At 64.7% G+C, this 15212-nt stretch carries 15 protein-coding genes; 8 read left to right on the top strand and 7 right to left on the bottom strand.

Going from position 1 to position 15212, the window contains the following annotated elements; genetic code table 11:
• Positions 1–26 precede the first annotated feature (26 nt).
• Positions 27–1418, top strand: a complete 1392-nt coding sequence (locus PVV74_RS17730) for an Nramp family divalent metal transporter (protein WP_211286089.1) — start codon at positions 27–29, stop codon at positions 1416–1418.
• Between the two features lie 84 nt (positions 1419–1502).
• Here the strand turns inward: PVV74_RS17730 and PVV74_RS17725 are convergent, their stop codons facing one another.
• From PVV74_RS17725 to PVV74_RS17715, 3 genes are all read right to left on the bottom strand, one after another.
• Entirely contained in the window at positions 1503–3101 is a 1599-nt protein-coding gene (locus PVV74_RS17725; RefSeq protein WP_274594160.1) for an ABC transporter substrate-binding protein, read from the bottom strand.
• 323 nt (positions 3102–3424) lie between these two features.
• Entirely contained in the window at positions 3425–4174 is a 750-nt protein-coding gene (locus PVV74_RS17720) for a maleate cis-trans isomerase family protein (protein WP_274594159.1), read from the bottom strand.
• A complete protein-coding gene (locus PVV74_RS17715; RefSeq protein WP_274594158.1) occupies positions 4171–5289 on the bottom strand; it encodes an anhydro-N-acetylmuramic acid kinase in 1119 nt (372 codons plus the stop codon). Before PVV74_RS17715 ends, PVV74_RS17720 begins: the two co-directional genes overlap by 4 nt.
• Before the next feature lie 63 nt (positions 5290–5352).
• Here PVV74_RS17715 and tyrS point away from each other — a divergent pair, with 63 nt between their 5' ends.
• Positions 5353–6606 carry a tyrosine--tRNA ligase gene (gene tyrS, locus PVV74_RS17710; protein WP_274594157.1) on the top strand — a complete coding sequence of 418 codons (1254 nt, stop codon included), beginning with the start codon at positions 5353–5355 and terminating at the stop codon, positions 6604–6606.
• Positions 6607–6678: 72 nt separating this feature from the next.
• Here tyrS and PVV74_RS17705 read toward each other — a convergent pair whose 3' ends face one another.
• Complete coding sequence (locus tag PVV74_RS17705; RefSeq protein WP_103761079.1) at positions 6679–7659, bottom strand: zinc-binding dehydrogenase; 981 nt, start codon at positions 7657–7659, stop codon at positions 6679–6681.
• Here PVV74_RS17705 and PVV74_RS17700 point away from each other — a divergent pair.
• The 3 genes from PVV74_RS17700 to arsH are packed head-to-tail and all read left to right on the top strand — an operon-like array spanning position 7658 to position 9976.
• A complete protein-coding gene (locus tag PVV74_RS17700) occupies positions 7658–8161 on the top strand; it encodes an ArsR/SmtB family transcription factor (RefSeq protein WP_443217229.1) in 504 nt (167 codons plus the stop codon). The two genes, PVV74_RS17705 and PVV74_RS17700, sit on opposite strands and share 2 nt — an antisense overlap.
• Before the next feature lie 28 nt (positions 8162–8189).
• Positions 8190–9254 carry an ACR3 family arsenite efflux transporter gene (gene arsB / locus PVV74_RS17695; protein WP_274594156.1) on the top strand — a complete coding sequence of 355 codons (1065 nt, stop codon included), beginning with the start codon at positions 8190–8192 and terminating at the stop codon, positions 9252–9254.
• Complete coding sequence (gene arsH, locus PVV74_RS17690; protein ID WP_274594155.1) at positions 9251–9976, top strand: arsenical resistance protein ArsH; 726 nt, start codon at positions 9251–9253, stop codon at positions 9974–9976. The genes arsB and arsH overlap by 4 nt, the downstream gene beginning before the upstream one ends.
• 49 nt (positions 9977–10025) lie before the next feature.
• Here arsH and aroB read toward each other — a convergent pair whose 3' ends face one another.
• On the bottom strand, positions 10026–11138 hold the full coding sequence (gene aroB / locus PVV74_RS17685; RefSeq protein WP_103761075.1) for a 3-dehydroquinate synthase: 1113 nt from the start codon (positions 11136–11138) through the stop codon (positions 10026–10028).
• Positions 11135–11716 carry a shikimate kinase gene (locus PVV74_RS17680; protein ID WP_274594208.1) on the bottom strand — a complete coding sequence of 194 codons (582 nt, stop codon included), beginning with the start codon at positions 11714–11716 and terminating at the stop codon, positions 11135–11137. The genes aroB and PVV74_RS17680 overlap by 4 nt, the downstream gene beginning before the upstream one ends.
• Positions 11717–11805: 89 nt before the next feature.
• Here PVV74_RS17680 and PVV74_RS17675 point away from each other — a divergent pair, with 89 nt between their 5' ends.
• From PVV74_RS17675 to PVV74_RS17665, 3 genes are read left to right on the top strand one after another with little or no spacing between them, the layout of a single operon-like run.
• Positions 11806–11955, top strand: coding sequence for a hypothetical protein (locus PVV74_RS17675; RefSeq protein WP_170067083.1), 150 nt, complete (start codon positions 11806–11808; stop codon positions 11953–11955).
• Complete coding sequence (locus PVV74_RS17670; RefSeq protein ID WP_274594154.1) at positions 11942–13480, top strand: hypothetical protein; 1539 nt, start codon at positions 11942–11944, stop codon at positions 13478–13480. The genes PVV74_RS17675 and PVV74_RS17670 overlap by 14 nt, the downstream gene beginning before the upstream one ends.
• Positions 13477–14445 carry a site-specific tyrosine recombinase XerD gene (locus tag PVV74_RS17665; RefSeq protein ID WP_274594153.1) on the top strand — a complete coding sequence of 323 codons (969 nt, stop codon included), beginning with the start codon at positions 13477–13479 and terminating at the stop codon, positions 14443–14445. Before PVV74_RS17670 ends, PVV74_RS17665 begins: the two co-directional genes overlap by 4 nt.
• Here the strand turns inward: PVV74_RS17665 and PVV74_RS17660 are convergent.
• Positions 14394–15200 carry a metallophosphoesterase family protein gene (locus PVV74_RS17660; RefSeq protein WP_274594152.1) on the bottom strand — a complete coding sequence of 269 codons (807 nt, stop codon included), beginning with the start codon at positions 15198–15200 and terminating at the stop codon, positions 14394–14396. The two genes, PVV74_RS17665 and PVV74_RS17660, sit on opposite strands and share 52 nt — an antisense overlap.
• Positions 15201–15212 lie beyond the last annotated feature (12 nt).

Below are 15212 nucleotides of genomic sequence, written 5' to 3'. Positions count from 1 at the left end.
ATGTTTTATGTCTGGGAGGACAAGAGTTGAGTGACATTTCGATACCCTTGGGTGGAAAGGACGCCGACAAGGGCGCGTCCGACGCATCGGAGAGCGAGACAATCTATTTGGATGCGCCGGGAACGACGCTGAAAGACACCTGGAAGAACGCAGGCCCCGGCATCGCCGCCGCGATGACCGGTATCGGCGCCAGCCACATCATGCACGGGCCCACGGCCGGCGCGCAGTTCGGCTATGCCCTGCTGTGGATCATCCCGGTGGCCTATATCCTGAAATACTGCTGTTTCGAATTCGCCCACCGCTACACGATGGTGAAGGGCGAAAGCATCATGAACGCCTATGCCCGGGTCGGCCAGTGGCCGTTCTGGTATCTTGGCTTCCAGTCGCTGGCCAACACGTTTGGCATCGCTGGGCGGGCGCTGGGGTGTGGCGCGCTACTCTGGGCCGCCTTCCCGTTCATGCCCCTCGAGATGTGGTCGATGTCCGTCCTGCTGATCAGCGTCGCCATCCTGTGGCTGGGCAAGTACGAGGTGTTCGAAGGCATCGTCAAGGTCGCGATCATCGTCTTCGCGCTGTCGTCCTTTGTCGCCTTCGCGCTTCAGGCGCCGCCTGCGGGTGAATACCTGTCGCGGCTGCTGCCGAGCCTGCCGCCTGCCGGTGCCATGATCCTTTTCGGGTCGATGTTCGGGTACTTCCCGACCACGACCGAGGTCTCGGCGATGCAGTCCAACTGGGCCGTCGACAAGAAAAGCGGCATGGTCTACGTGCGGGAGATGCGGGAGAAAGGCCACAAGGTCGACGTGCATCCCGACTACATGAAGAACTCGATGATCCTCTATCGCCGTGACATGAATGTGTCCTACATCGTCGCGGCGCTGACCGGCATGGTGTTCCTGATCGTCGGTGCCGTCGTGCTGAACCCGATCGGCCTTGTTCCCTCGGGGCGTGAAATGGGCGTAACGATCGCACGCATCTACACCGACACGTTCGGCGCGTGGGTCTTCCCGATCATCATCGCCGGTGGTATCGCGGCGCTCTTTTCGACGGTCTTCACCTACTTCGACGGTCAGGCCCGGGTGTTCGAGGAATGCTGTGTCCGGCTCAAGACAAGCTGGGACAAGCCTACGACACGCAAGCTGATCAACCGCGGTTTTCAGGTGTTGTGGGTCGTCGGCGGCGCTGCCGTGATGTTCGGTATGCCGAAGCCGATCCTGGTGGTGCAGGTCGCCTCGATCCTCGCACTGGTCTTCTCGCCGGTTATCTACTGGCTGACGATCAAGGCGGTCACCGACGGCTTTCAGACGCCCGAGGAGCGCGAGCATATGCCCGGTCGCTTCATGATGGGGCTGGCGTGGACCGGTACGGTGGGGCTGGCCCTTGTCTCGGTCTACGTCCTGTTCATGATGGCCACGGCGTAGCACCAAACAGGACCTTGCAAGCGCAGGCCGCGCCACGGGAAACCGTGGCGCGGTTTTTTGACCGGACCGCTCTTTCGTTTCAGGTCACGCGGTGAGCCACCAACGCTCCATGTAGCGTTCGCCGTCGAGATCCCAGTTGGTAGCAATCGTCTCGGGCGTGCCGACGTCGTCGCCCACCCCGAAGACATAGGATGCGAACATCGGGATGGCCGAGCCGCCCTCTTCGTTGAGGATCTTCTGCATTTCGAAATACATGTCGCGGCGCTTGGTCTCGTCGAGTTCCGCGCGGGCCTCGACCAGAAGCTTGTCGAAACGCTCGTTCGACCAGTGTGACTCGTTCCACGACACGCCGGTCTGGTAGGTGGTCGAAAACATCTGGTCCTCCACCGGACGCCCGCTCCAGTAACTGGTGATGAAGGGGGATTTCATCCAGTGGTCGGCCCAGAAGCCGTCATTGGGCTGGCGGTTGACGTTGAGATCGATGTTTGCGCCCTTGGCGGAGTTCTGGATCAGGATGGCCGCGTCGACCGCTCCGGCGAAGGCGGCCTCGGAGGCCATTATCTCGATCTGGAGCGAGTCGAGGCCCGCCTCCTTGAGGTGGAACTTGGCACGGTCGGGGTCATAGGTGCGCTGTTCCAACTCGTCGTTGTAGAAGCGCTGGCCCGAGCCGATGGGATGGTCGTTGCCGACCTCGCCGTAGCCGAAGAGGATCTTGTCCACCAGTTCCTGCCGGTCGATGGCGTATTTCACTGCGAGCCGGATGTTGTTGTCGGTATAGGGATCGACATCGCAGAGCATCGGCAGCGAATAGTGCAGCGTGCCGGTGGTGGTCTTGAGGTTGACCCCGTCGCGGCGGCCCAGCAGGGCGGCGGTCTTGAGATCGACCCGGTCGATGACGTGAACGTCGCCCGAGACCAGCGCCGAGGTGCGGGCGTTCTGGTCGATGATCGACAACACCTCGACCGTGTCGAAAAAGGCCACGTCGTCGTTCCAGTGGTTGGCGTGGCGGGAAAGCTGCGAGCTGACGCCGGCATCGTAATTGTCGAGGACGTAGGAGCCGCAGCCGATGTAATCCTGCCAGTTCATCGTGCCGTCCTCGTTGGCGGGCATCACCGGCAGGTGGTAGTCGGTCATGATGAAGGGGAAGTCGGCGTTCCCGCTCTCCAGCTCGACCACCACGACGAGGTCGCCATCGGCGGTGATCTCGGTCACCGGTGCGACGAGCGGCCCGGCGGCGGAGGTGTTGCCCTCGCCCCGGTGGTGGTTGATCGAGGCGATGACGTCGCTGGCCTTGACCGTGCGGCCATTGTGGAATTCCAGACCGTCGCGCAGCTTGAACGTCCAGGTCTTGGCGTCGGGCGAGGATTCCCAGCTTTCGGCGAGCGAGGGCGCGAGGCTGCCGTCGGGCGCGATTTCGGTCAGGTAGCCCTGGTAGCCACCCAAGGAGAGGCCAATCGTGTAGCCGTTCTCGATGACGCCGGGATCGAGCTTGTCGGTGGTCGCGCCGTGGCCACGGGCGACGCGAAAATGACCGCCTTTCCGTGGGGTCTGGGCGTGGACCATGTCGGCGGTCAGGGACAGGGCCGAGACAGTCGCGCCGGCGGCCAGCCCCTGTTGCATGAAGCGGCGGCGCGAGATCCGTCGCGTGCGCAGGTCGCGCGTCAATTTGTCGAGGAAATCCATTCTCTTCTCCTTGTTGGACCGGCCTTTTGGGTGGCCGTTTCTTGTTTTTGCCGGGATGCGACGCATGTCTTGCCGCTCCCGCAGCGCAAGCATAGCGCGGTTATTCGCGGCCTGTCTCTTGGTTGTTGGCGCGATGCGCGGGTTCCCTCTGGCAAGCGACTGGTTTTTCAGCGCCCTGCCCGTCCCAGCGGCGCTGCGAATGGCAGGGGCGCATTGAGGGTCGATGAAAGGACGGCAGCCGGTGAGGTACGGTGGGTTTTCACCCACCCTACGCGGCGGACGCCATCCCGGGACAGGCCCGGGACCGGAGCGCCGAGGCGCGGTCAGGCGACCGCGGTGCGTACGCCTTCGGTCTCGAAGAGCCGCCCCGGGCCCCATCCGCGCGCATCTATCCCGGCGCGGCCCAGAATGTGCCACAGCAGCGCCTGGTTGGAGCTGATGACCGGCAGGCCCAACTCGGATTCGAGGGGGGCGATCACGCCGAAGGTGCGCAGGTTGGTGCAGGAGGTGAAGATGGCCTGCACGCCCTTGGCCTTGGCGGCCTCGGTGACGGCGGCGTGGGTGGAGCCTTCGGTGATGCGCGCGACGCGACGGTCGTCGGTTTCGCCGAAGCTGAGGTTGTGCACGACCTCGATGCCGCGTGATTCCAGAAAGCTGCGCATGGGGGCGATGACCTGCGCCGAGTATGGCGTGACCATCGCGATGCGCGACGCCCCGAGCGCGCGGAGACCGGCGACCACGGCGCTGATCGGGTTGGTGACGGGGACGCCGGGATGGGCCAGTTGCACCTGCCCCTCGACCAGCTCGGGGCCCATCAGCGCCGAGGCGGAGGTACAGCCATAGCCCACGGCATCGAGCCCGTCCGGCAGAAGCGAGGCGGAGGCGGCCATGCGTTCCTGCATGGAAACGAGGTTTTCGGCCGTGACCTCGTTGTCCGAGAAGATGCGGGTGTGATGCACGGCCACGTCGCGGCCCGCGAGGATGCTGCGCGCCTCGGTTTCCAGCGTCTCGTCGGTGCTCAGGACCACGAGACCGATGCGCGTTCCCATACCGTTGTCCAGGTCGTATTTCATCGCGTGCTCCCGTCCGGCCAACTGACAGTGCCGCCTGCCACTGCCGCCGCGACGCCGGTTGTCGCGGGGCAGGATGTTGGCAGGCCGCGTAGCACGCGCACGGCAAGATGGCCGAAGGCCTGTGCTTCCAGCATATCACCATCAAGGCCCACCGCCTCGACCGGGTCCACCACGGCGTCGAGTGCGGCGCGCAGCATGGACATCATGACGGGGTTCTTGCGCCCGCCGCCGCAGACCAGCAGGCGTTCGGGCGGGGATGGGCAATGCTCCATCGCCTGCAGAACCGCCGCGGCGCTCATCGCCGTGAGGGTGGCCGCGGCGTCGGCGTCACCGAGTTCGTGCACGAGGGTGTAGAGGTCGGAAAACGCGTCGCGGTCGAGGCTTTTCGGGGGGATCTTGCGAAAATACGGCTCGTCGAGGAAAAGCTCGAGCGCGCCTTGCGCCACGGTGCCTTGCAGAGCCAATGCGCCGTCACGGTCGCAGGGCTCGCCCCTGCGCTGCATCATCAGGTCGTTGACGGGGGCATTTGCAGGGCCGGTGTCAAAGGCCAACAGCGCGCCGTCCTGATCGGGGCGGTCGCGGCTGGGGTCGATCCAGGTGATGTTGCCCACGCCCCCCAGATTTAGGAACGCGAGCGGGCGTTCGGCCTCCATCCACTTGGCGCAGGCGAAGTGGAAGAACGGGGCGAGCGGCGCGCCCTCGCCACCAAGGCGCACATCGGCCGAGCGGAAATCCCAGATCACCGGGAGGTCGAGATGCATGGCCAGCGCCGCACCATCACCCAGCTGGTGCGTTCCGCGCCCCTGTGGATCATGCGCCAAGGTCTGGCCGTGGAAGCCGACGATCTGCGCGCCTTCAAAGCGCGACAGCACGTCGACATGGGCCTGTTGGACGAGCGGCAGGACCTCCTGCCCCACCTCGTCGGGCCATTTGCCAAGGGCGTCGCGCAGAACGGCTTCTTCCGTGGAAGAATACTCGCGATAGCCGCTGTCGCCGAAGGCAAAGATCGCCTCGCCATCGGTCTGGACCATGGCGGCATCGACCCCGTCGAGAGAGGTGCCCGACATCGCCCCGAGCGCCCAGACCGGGCCGCTCTTCAAACCGGCCTTCAACATGGCCTTTTCCTTCGCCTGAACCATCCCTATACATGCCGCGCAAAACCAGCTGGGACAAGCGATATGACCTACCACGCCAAATCGGATTTCATGGCCACGATGATCGAGCGCGGCTTTCTGGCCGACTGCACCGATTACCAGGGGCTGGACGACGCCCTGAGCGCGGGCGTGGTGCCGACCTATATCGGTTATGACGCCACGGCGCAGTCGCTGCATGTGGGGCACCTGCTGAACATCATGATGCTGCGCTGGTTGCAGAAAACCGGGCACAAGCCGATCACGCTGATGGGTGGCGGGACCACGAAGGTGGGTGACCCGAGCTTTCGGTCGGACGAGCGGCCCTTGCTGGGGCCCGAGCAGATCGAGAGCAATATCAACGGGATGCAGCAGGTCTTTGCGCGATACCTGGCCTATGGCGACGGGCCCACGGATGCGCTGATGCTGAACAATGCCGAATGGCTGGACGGGCTGAATTACCTGGAGTTCCTGCGCGATATCGGGCGGCATTTCTCGGTCAACCGGATGCTGTCTTTCGAGAGCGTCAAGTCGCGGCTGGACCGGGAGCAGTCGCTGAGCTTTCTCGAGTTCAACTACATGATCCTTCAGGCCTATGACTTTCTGGAGCTGAACCGGCGCTATGGCTGCCTGTTGCAGATGGGCGGGTCGGACCAGTGGGGCAATATCGTCAACGGGATCGACCTGACGCGGCGGGTGCTGGACCACGAGATCTATGGCCTGACCTCGCCCCTTCTGGAGACCGCCGACGGGCGCAAGATGGGCAAGTCGGCGGATGGCGCGGTGTGGCTGAATGCGGATATGCGGTCACCTTACGAGTTCTGGCAGTTCTGGCGGAACACGATGGATGCCGATGTGGGGCGGTTCCTGAAGCTTTACACCGAGTTGCCGGTGGACGAATGCAACCGGCTGGGCGCGCTGGCAGGGGCCGAGATCAACGAGGCCAAGGTGATCCTGGCGAACGAGGTGACGACCCTGCTGCACGGGGCCGATGCGGCGGCGAAGGCGCAAGCCACGGCGCGGGAAGTGTTCGAGAAAGGCGGTGTCGGGGACGATCTGCCGACGCTGGAACTGTCGCCGGCCGAGGTAGGCGACGGGATTTCCATCGTGCAACTGATCGTGAAATCCGGACTGGCCGGATCGGGCAAGGAGGCCAAGCGCCTGATTGCCGAGAACGGCGCCCGGATGGACGACCAGCCGCTGACCGATGCGGGGTTGATCGTGGATCAGGGTGCGCTGTCGTCACCGATCAAGCTGTCGGCGGGCAAGAAGCGGCACGCTTTGGTGAAGATCGCCGAATGAGGCATTGACGCCCCGGAATTATTGAAAAATTCCGGGGCGTTTTCCTTGCAAGACAACGAGCGCGTGGCGGCGTCAGGGTTTCAGCATGACCTTGCCATCACGACCGGGGGTCAGAGAAGCGGTCACGGCGTCGGTGACCTGATCGAGGGAATACGTGCCGTCCGCTGCCAGCGGCAGCTTGCCCTGCACCGCGAGTGTCACCAGTTCGGTCATCAGGCTTTCGCGGCGGTCGGGGTCCATCTCGGGCCCGACACGGGCGCCCCAGAAGCCCTTGACTGTGATCTGTTTCATGATGAGCGGACCAGAGGCAAGCGGCATTGGTGCGCCGGTTGCTGTGCCGAAGACGATCATTTCGCCGTCGCTCGACAGCAGGTCGACAAGATGTGCCGCGACCTCACCGCCAACGGAATCGATGGCCGAGACGCCCTTGCCGTCGCCGATGGTTTCACTGACTTGATCGGTCCAGTCGTCGTCAGAGGTGGAAATGACATTCGTGGTTCCTGAGTCGCGCAGGCCTTGCGCGGCTTCGTCCCGGCGCACGAGGTTGACGAGGTTGATGCCGCGTTCCTTTGCCAGAACGGCCATGATGCGGCCCACAGCCCCGTTGGCGGCAGTCTGGATGACCCAGTCGCCCTGCTCGGCCTTGAGGCTGTCGAGCAGGGAAATGGCCGAGAATGGCATGGCGATAAGCTGCGCGCCCTGCTCGTCGGAGATCTGCTCGGGCAAGGGCATGAGGCCGTTCGCGGGCGCGAGGAAATACTCGGCCCATGTGCCATGCACGCCCGCGACGGCGACGCGCTGGCCCTTGAGGCTGTCATCGACGCCTTCGCCCACGGCGTCGACGATGCCCGCCGCCTCGGAGCCGCCGATCGCACCGGGCAGTTCGGGCTTGTAGCCGTAGGTGCCGCGCACCGTCCAGAGGTCGTGGTTGTGGATGGGCGACAGGAGGGTCCGGATACGCACCTGCCCCTCGCCCGGTTCGGGCGTGTCGGTGTCGGTCGTGTAGAGGACCTTGGCGGGGTCGCCGAATGTATCGTGGATCGCGGCTTTCATGAAGATCGACCTTTCCTATTTGGTGTGTGGCCGGACAACGGACCTATTCCCGGCGAAACGGGTGGCGATGCGCTTTGTTCCTGCGCCGCCGCGCTGCCGTCGCGGCGGCGGTTCAATGTTACACAGAGATCGCTTGCGTTCCACGCTAAATATCCATATTTCTCGATATATGGATAAGCCAAGCGCCCTTGCCGCCTTTCAGGCCCTGTCACAGGATACACGGCTGGACGTGTTTCGCCTGTTGATGCGGGCCGGCCCCGAGGGCATGGCGGCGGGCGAAATCGCGACAACTTGCGGCGTGCGGCAGAACACCATGTCGGCGCATCTGTCGATCCTGTCGCAGGCCGGGTTGGTCCGGGCCACGCGGGACGGTCGCTCGGTGCGCTATCGCGCCGAGATCGGGGGCCTCCGTGGGTTGCTGGCGTTTTTGATGGAGGATTGCTGTGGCGGAAATCCTGCGCGATGCCAGTCGCTTATCGACGAAATTTCGCTGGAATGCTGACCCGGGCAGACGCGAAGGAAAGGCAAAGATGACGGACAGAACCGACACCCCGCAGGACAGCGGATTGGGCGTTTTCGAACGCTACCTGAGCGTCTGGATCGCGCTGGCGATCGTGCTGGGTATCGCGCTTGGCGTGATGGCGCCGGGGCTGGTGGAGGCCGTCGCGGCGGCAGAGGTGGCACGGATCAACCTCGTGGTGGCGGTGCTGATCTGGGCGATGATCTATCCGATGATGATCGGTGTGGACCTGAGCACCATTCCGGCGGTGGCGAAACAGCCGAAGGGGCTGGTGATCACGCTGATCGTCAACTGGCTGATCAAGCCGTTCACCATGGCGCTGCTGGCGGTGCTGTTTTTCGATTACGTTTTCGCGCCGTGGATCGCGCCGGAGGATGCGGCGCAGTACATTGCCGGGCTGATCCTGCTGGGCGCGGCGCCCTGCACGGCGATGGTCTTCGTGTGGTCGCAACTGACGAAGGGCGACGAGACCTACACACTGGTGCAGGTGTCGGTGAACGACCTGATCATGGTCTTCGCTTTCGCCCCCATCGTCGCGGTTCTGCTGGGGGTGACCGACATCACAGTGCCGTGGCAGACACTGGTGACGGCGACGGTCCTCTACGTGGTGCTGCCGCTGGTGGCGGGGCTGGTGACGCGGCGGATGCTGGGCTCGAAAGCGGCGATCGAGGCGTTCACGGCACGGGTGAAGCCATGGTCGATCATCGGTTTGATCGCGACTGTGGTGATCCTGTTCGGGTTGCAGGGCAGCATCATCCTGGCGAATCCCTTCGTGATCGCGCTGATCGCGGTGCCGATCCTGATCCAGAGCTACGGGATTTTCGCGCTGGCCTATGGTGCGGCCTACGTGATGCGCGTGCCGCACCGGGTGGCGGCGCCCTGCGCGATGATCGGGACCTCGAATTTCTTCGAGTTGGCGGTTGCTGTTGCCATCAGCCTCTTTGGTCTCAATTCGGGTGCGGCGCTGGCCACTGTGGTCGGTGTGCTGGTGGAGGTGCCGGTGATGCTGTCGCTGGTTGCGTTTGCCAACCGGACGCGGGCGCGGTTCGGTCAACGCCAAGAGGTGCGCGGATGAGTGATTTACCCAACCTGAACGCGGACGCCCTGCCGGGCACAGACGAGGACCGCCTGTTCCCGGCGGAGCGGGCCCGCCATGCGCCGCGACTCCTGCTGCTTTATGGCAGTTTGCGGGAACGGTCGTTTTCGCGGCTGTTGAGCGAGGAAGCGGCGCGGGTGTTGCGCCATCTCGGTGCCGAGACGCGGACATTCGATCCGCATGGCCTGCCCCTGCCCGACGATGCCGAGACGAGCCATCCGAAGGTGGCGGAGCTGCGCGAGTTGGTGATGTGGTCCGAAGGTATGGTCTGGGTCAGCCCCGAGCGGCATGGCGCAATGACCGGCGTGATGAAGGCGATGATCGACTGGATCCCGCTGGCGCCCATCGGCGGCATCCGCCCGACGCAGGGCAAGACCCTGGCCGTGGCGCAGGTGAGTGGCGGGTCGCAGAGCTTCAATGCGGTGAACCAGATGCGGATCCTGGGCCGGTGGATGCGGATGCTAACGATCCCGAACCAGTCGTCCGTGCCGAAAGCGTGGGACGAATTCGACGAGACCGACCGGATGAAGCCGGGGCCGCTATACGACCGGGTGGTGGACGTGATGGAGGAGTTGGTGAAGTTCACGCTGCTGACGCGCGATCAGGCGGCGTACCTGACCGATCGGTATTCCGAGCGGGTCGAGACGCTTGAGGAATTGTCGAAGCGGGTGAATACGTCAAAGGCGATCGGGACAGAGTGAATGGGTCGCGCGTGGGTTATCACCCACCCTACGCAGGTGGCGGCGGGACTCAGCGCGCGGCCAGTGCCTCGGACAGGACTTTGTGGACCACATCCATGTCCACGTCCTCGGCCACGAAGGCGTCTCCGATGCCGCGCGCGAGGATGAAGCGCAGCTTGCCGTCGACCACCTTCTTGTCCTGGCTCATGAGCTCGATAAGGCCGTCGGCATCCGGCAATTCTCCTGCAATATCCGACAGGTCCACCTTCATGTTCATGTCGCGCAGATGGGCGCGGACGCGGCTGGGGTCTTCCTGCGAACACAGGCCCAGACGGCTTGAGAGCTCGAACGCCAGCGCACAGCCGATGGCGACGCCCTCGCCGTGAAGCAGGCGGTCGCCGTATCCGGTGGCGGCCTCGAGCGCGTGGCAGAAGGTGTGACCAAGGTTCAGGAGCGCGCGGCGGCCGTGTTCCTTTTCATCCTCGATGACGATCTCGGCCTTCATTTCGACCGAGCGTTTGACCCCCGCGATCCGGCCAGCCATGTCGCCCTGCGCCATACTGGGACCGTGGGTTTCCAGCCAGTCGAAGAAGGCGGCGTCCCCAAGCAGGCCGTACTTTACCACTTCGCCATAACCGGCCAGGAAATCACGACTTTTCAGCGTTCCGAGTACATCCGTATCCGCCAGAACGAGGCTGGGCTGATGGAAGGCACCGATGAGGTTCTTGCCCTGGGGCGCGTTGATGCCGGTTTTGCCTCCCACGGAACTGTCGACCTGGGCAAGCAGGCTGGTGGGTACCTGCACGAACCGCACCCCGCGGCGCAGGACAGACGCGGCGAAGCCCACCAGATCGCCGATGACGCCGCCGCCGAAAGCGATGACCACGTCGCTGCGTTCGACCTTTTCGGACAGGAGCCATTCGACACAACGTTCGAACTGCGGCCAGCCCTTGGTGCCTTCGCCGGGGGGCAGCGCGAGGGCGGTGCTGTCGATGCCGCCCGCCTTCAGTCCCGCCTGAAGCGTGGCGAGATGCAACGCTCCGACTGTTTCGTCCGTGACGATGGCCACGCGGGGGCGGCGCAGCAGCGGCGCGATCAGCGCCCCGGCCTGTCCGAGAAGCCCGGGGCCGATATGGATGTCATAGGCCCGGTCGCCCAGCCCCACGTGAACACGTTCTGTCATGTCACCTTCTCCAGCACATCGGGCCGCTGTTGAAGCGCCTCGCAAACCTTGATGGCCATCTGGTCGATCGTGTAGGACGCATGGGCGGGCACCGCGAGATCGGCCATTTCGTAATACGGCAGCCGCGCCTCATAGAGGTCCTTTAACGTCTTGTAAGGATCAGCCGTGCGCAGCAAGGGCCTGGTATCTTTATGCTTTACGCGATTCCACAAAAGCTTCAGGTCGGCCTGAAGCCAGACCGAGACGCCCTTGGCCCCGATAAGATCGCGGTTGCGCTCGGAGAGGAAAGCGCCGCCTCCGGCCGACAGAATGCAACGATGGCCGTCAAGCAGCCGGTCGATCACCTGCGTTTCGCGGTCACGGAAAAACGTCTCGCCGTCGCGGGAAAAAATTTCGGCGATCGTCATGTTCGCCGCGGCTTCGATCTCGACATCGGAGTCGAGCAAAGGAACATCAAGCATGGCCGCCAACGCCTTGCCCACGGCGGTTTTTCCGGCGCCCATCATACCCACCAGCACGACGGTTTTCTTCAACTGCCAATGTCCCGAGGCCGCCACTTTCGGCGCTCCTATGCCAATCTCTTCTTTTCAGCCACTGAATGACGTGATCTTGATGAAATTGCCAGTTATAAAGTGGTAAAAGACGGTAAGAAACGGGCAGGCACGTTATGTTCAGACTTCTCAAATGGCTGATCTATCTTGGCATTCTAGCGTTCCTGGCGCTGGTCGGCTATGCCTATATCGGCCCGTTCTTCGGGGCGGATTTCTCGCCCGAGCGAGAAGAAATTCGACAGGAAATCATACTTGAAGACACTTGAAACCATTTGTTTCTCAATAATTCTTGCCACGCCGGTGCTGGCGCAGGAACCGCTGGCGGCCATCGACTGGTTGAAAGATCCCGCGCCGATCAGCGTGGCCAGACCGCTGGAGGAGGCGCTGAAACCGCCCGCGGCGGACGACGTGGAAGGCGCCGTGGTGCCGGACGTCGAGGTGATGCCGCTGGACGGAGCACAACCCGATGCGGCGGGGCTCTTGCCCGGCAGCACCACGGGGCTGCCGCCGAACCTGTGGGCGGGCAGCAGCACCGACACCCTTGTGTCGCAATTCTCGCGCCTGCCGCCGGATCCGTTGCCGGCGATCCAGGCGCTGTATTACACGTTACTATTGGCGGAAGCCGAGGCGCCCGCTGACGCAGGACGCGATGCGCGGTTTCTGCGGGCACGGCTGGCCGCGCTGCGCAAGATGGGGGCCGTGGATCCGGCGCTGGCGCTGGTGCAGCAGGCGGGAAGTTATGATGCCAATCTGTTTGATCAGTGGTTCGACCTGTCGCTCCTGACCGGCACCGAGGAAGAGGCCTGTGCCGCGCTGAGCCGGGAACCCGAGTTGAGCGAGCAATACGACGCACGGATCTATTGCGGGGCGCGCGCCGGGGACTGGCAGACTGCGGCGCTGACTTACGAGACGGCCACGGCGGTGGGAGTGCTGGACGCGGCAAGCGCGCGGCTTTTGGCGCAGTACCTGGACCCCGAGACGATCGGGGCCGAGGTGTCGCTGGCCCCGTCGACGCAGATGACGCCGCTTCTGTATCGCCTGTACGAGGCGGCGGGCACGCCCCTGCCCACACGCAATCTGGCGCGGGAATACGCGGTGGCGGACCTGCGCGGGCTGACCGGGCTGAAGGCCGAGATCGAGGCGGCAGAGCGGTTGACCCGCACCGGCGCCCTGCCCGCCAATCGCCTGCTGGGACTTTACACAGACCAGCGCCCGGCGGCCTCGGGCGGGGTGTGGGACCGCGTGGCGGGCGTGCAGAATTTGGAACAGGCGATTGCCGATACCGACCCGCAGGCGGTGGCGCGCCATCTGCCGGGGCTGTGGCGGGACATGAAACGCGAAGGCCTTGCGGTGGCCTTTGCCACGCTGTTCGCGCAGTCCCTGTCGACGCTGGAGCTGGACGGGCGGGCACGGGACGCGGCGTTCGAGGTGGCACTTTTGTCGCAGGATTACGAGACGCTGGCACCGAAGCTTGCCGGGAGCGAGGCACGGGCGCAGTTCCTGTTGGGGTTGGCGCGGGGCGCACCGGATGCCACGCTGGCCAGCGAGACTCCACAGGTCGCCATCGCCGAGGCCTTTGCCGCAACAGCCGCGCACCCCGACCATGCCGACATGCTGGAGGCCGGGCGGCTGGGCCAGGCGATTCTGACCGCGGCGTTGCAGCTGGACACTGCCGGACCGAACCAGGCGAGCGACATCGTGGCGGGCCTCGCGACACTGCGCTCCGTGGGGTTGGAGGACACCGCGCGACAGGCGGCGTTGCAGATCCTGCTACTGAAGGCGGACACGTGAGCACGGCGCACTGGCTGGCGAATTTCCTCGACGCGCAGGCGGCCGAGGCCGGGGCGGCAAAGAACACGTTGCAGGCCTATGCCCGAGACCTGACGGATTTCACCGAGTGGCTGGAACGGACCGGCCAGGATGCCGCCAGCGCGGGCCAGGCGGATATCGAGGCCTACCTGGTGCATTGCGACGCGCAAGGTCTGGCGCGCTCGACACGGGCGCGGCGGCTGTCGGCGATCAAGCAGCTCTATCGGTTCGTTTTCGACGAAGGGCTGCGTAGCGACAATCCGGCGATCCAGATCAAGGGACCGGGCCGGGATCAGCGCCTGCCCAAGACGTTGGAGCTGGACGAGGTGGACCGGCTGCTGGAGGCCGCACGGGCCACGGGCCGGAGCGAGGCCGACAAGCTGCGCAACACCTGCCTGATGGAGCTGCTATACGCCACGGGGATGCGGGTGACCGAGCTGGTGTCGCTGCCGGTGGCGTCCTGCCGGGGCGATCCGCAGATGTTGTTGGTGCGCGGCAAGGGCGGCAAGGAGCGGCTGGTGCCCATGTCGCCGCCTGCAAGGCAGGCGCTGGCGGCGTGGCTGGAGAGACGCGATGCCGCCGAGGAGGCCGCGAAGGCCAAGGGCAAGCCGGTGTCGGCCTTCCTGTTTCCCTCGGGCGGCAAGGCGGGACACCTGACGCGCAATCGCTTTTTCCTGTTGGTCAAGGAGTTCGCCGTGGCGGCGGGAATCAGCCCCGAGCGGGTGTCGCCCCACACGCTGCGCCATGCCTTTGCCACGCATCTGCTGGCCGGGGGCGCCGACCTGCGCACCATCCAGACGATGCTGGGTCATGCCGATGTGGGCACGACAGAGATCTACACCCATGTACTCGAGGACCGCCTGCGCGAACTTGTGTTCGACGCGCACCCGCTGGCTCAGGAGGAACGGCGCAACGATGCGGGCAGCACGTCTTCGGACGGCCAGTAGCCGGTGCGAAGCGCGTTGTCGTAGCCTTGGGTCAGGCCTGCCGACTGCATGTCCGCATGGGCAGCGGCGTGATCGTAGTCCAGTTTGTGGAACGTGACCGCGCCGTCCCGCAAAAGCGCGTACTCGGTGCGCGGCGTGCCGTCATTGGGCGGCATGCCGATCACACCGGCATTGACCCAGTCGACCTGCCCGATGCGGCGCTGGAAGGCGATGCCGGAATGACCCGCGAAGACGATATCGAGGGGCCCGCCCTGCGTCTCGATCAGGGCGATTTCGCTGGCGAAGGCAGACGCGGGGCTGCTGGACCAAAGAAAGCGGCTGATATCGCTGAGACCGCCATGGATGACGGCGCAGCGCAGGCCGTGATGGGTGAAGCGGATCATGTCGGGCAGACCGTCCATCCATGCGCGGGCGTTCGCACCGATGGCCGCGTCGGTATGGGCATACCAACCCGCCGACAAGAGGTCGCAGGCGCTGCCGTTCTCGAAACCGCAGCCGCAATCCATCTGGTGCGCGGCCAGCTGTTTCTCGCAATTGCCGGCCACGACGGGCAGACCCGCCGCCCGGATCAGCGCCACGGTCTGTGCCGGCGCCCCGCAATAGGCCACCAGATCGCCGGTGCAGATGGTATCGCGCGGGGCAATGCCGAGACGCGCCGTCAGGGCCAGCAGAGCCTGCGTCGCGTGCAGGTTCGAATACGGCCCGCCGAAGACCGCGAGCGGAGTGTCCCGCGCGCCCAAATCGACAAGTTTCATCGCCTGTTTCCT

The organism is Roseovarius sp. SK2 (assembly GCF_028807495.1).
GTDB classification, from domain to species: domain Bacteria; phylum Pseudomonadota; class Alphaproteobacteria; order Rhodobacterales; family Rhodobacteraceae; genus Roseovarius; species Roseovarius confluentis.
This window is presented reverse-complemented; position numbering and strand designations above follow the sequence as displayed.

Coding starts and splice junctions, on each gene's coding strand:
- PVV74_RS17675 (WP_170067083.1), top strand. CDS start 11,806: ATGTTCAGACTTCTCAAATGGCTGATCTATCTTGGCATTCTAGCGTTC.
- tyrS (WP_274594157.1), top strand. CDS start 5,353: ATGACCTACCACGCCAAATCGGATTTCATGGCCACGATGATCGAGCGC.
- aroB (WP_103761075.1), bottom strand. CDS start 11,138: ATGACAGAACGTGTTCACGTGGGGCTGGGCGACCGGGCCTATGACATC.
- PVV74_RS17725 (WP_274594160.1), bottom strand. CDS start 3,101: ATGGATTTCCTCGACAAATTGACGCGCGACCTGCGCACGCGACGGATC.
- PVV74_RS17660 (WP_274594152.1), bottom strand. CDS start 15,200: ATGAAACTTGTCGATTTGGGCGCGCGGGACACTCCGCTCGCGGTCTTC.
- PVV74_RS17705 (WP_103761079.1), bottom strand. CDS start 7,659: ATGAAAGCCGCGATCCACGATACATTCGGCGACCCCGCCAAGGTCCTC.
- PVV74_RS17715 (WP_274594158.1), bottom strand. CDS start 5,289: ATGTTGAAGGCCGGTTTGAAGAGCGGCCCGGTCTGGGCGCTCGGGGCG.
- arsB (WP_274594156.1), top strand. CDS start 8,190: ATGACGGACAGAACCGACACCCCGCAGGACAGCGGATTGGGCGTTTTC.
- PVV74_RS17700 (WP_443217229.1), top strand. CDS start 7,658: ATGAAGATCGACCTTTCCTATTTGGTGTGTGGCCGGACAACGGACCTA.
- arsH (WP_274594155.1), top strand. CDS start 9,251: ATGAGTGATTTACCCAACCTGAACGCGGACGCCCTGCCGGGCACAGAC.
- PVV74_RS17720 (WP_274594159.1), bottom strand. CDS start 4,174: ATGAAATACGACCTGGACAACGGTATGGGAACGCGCATCGGTCTCGTG.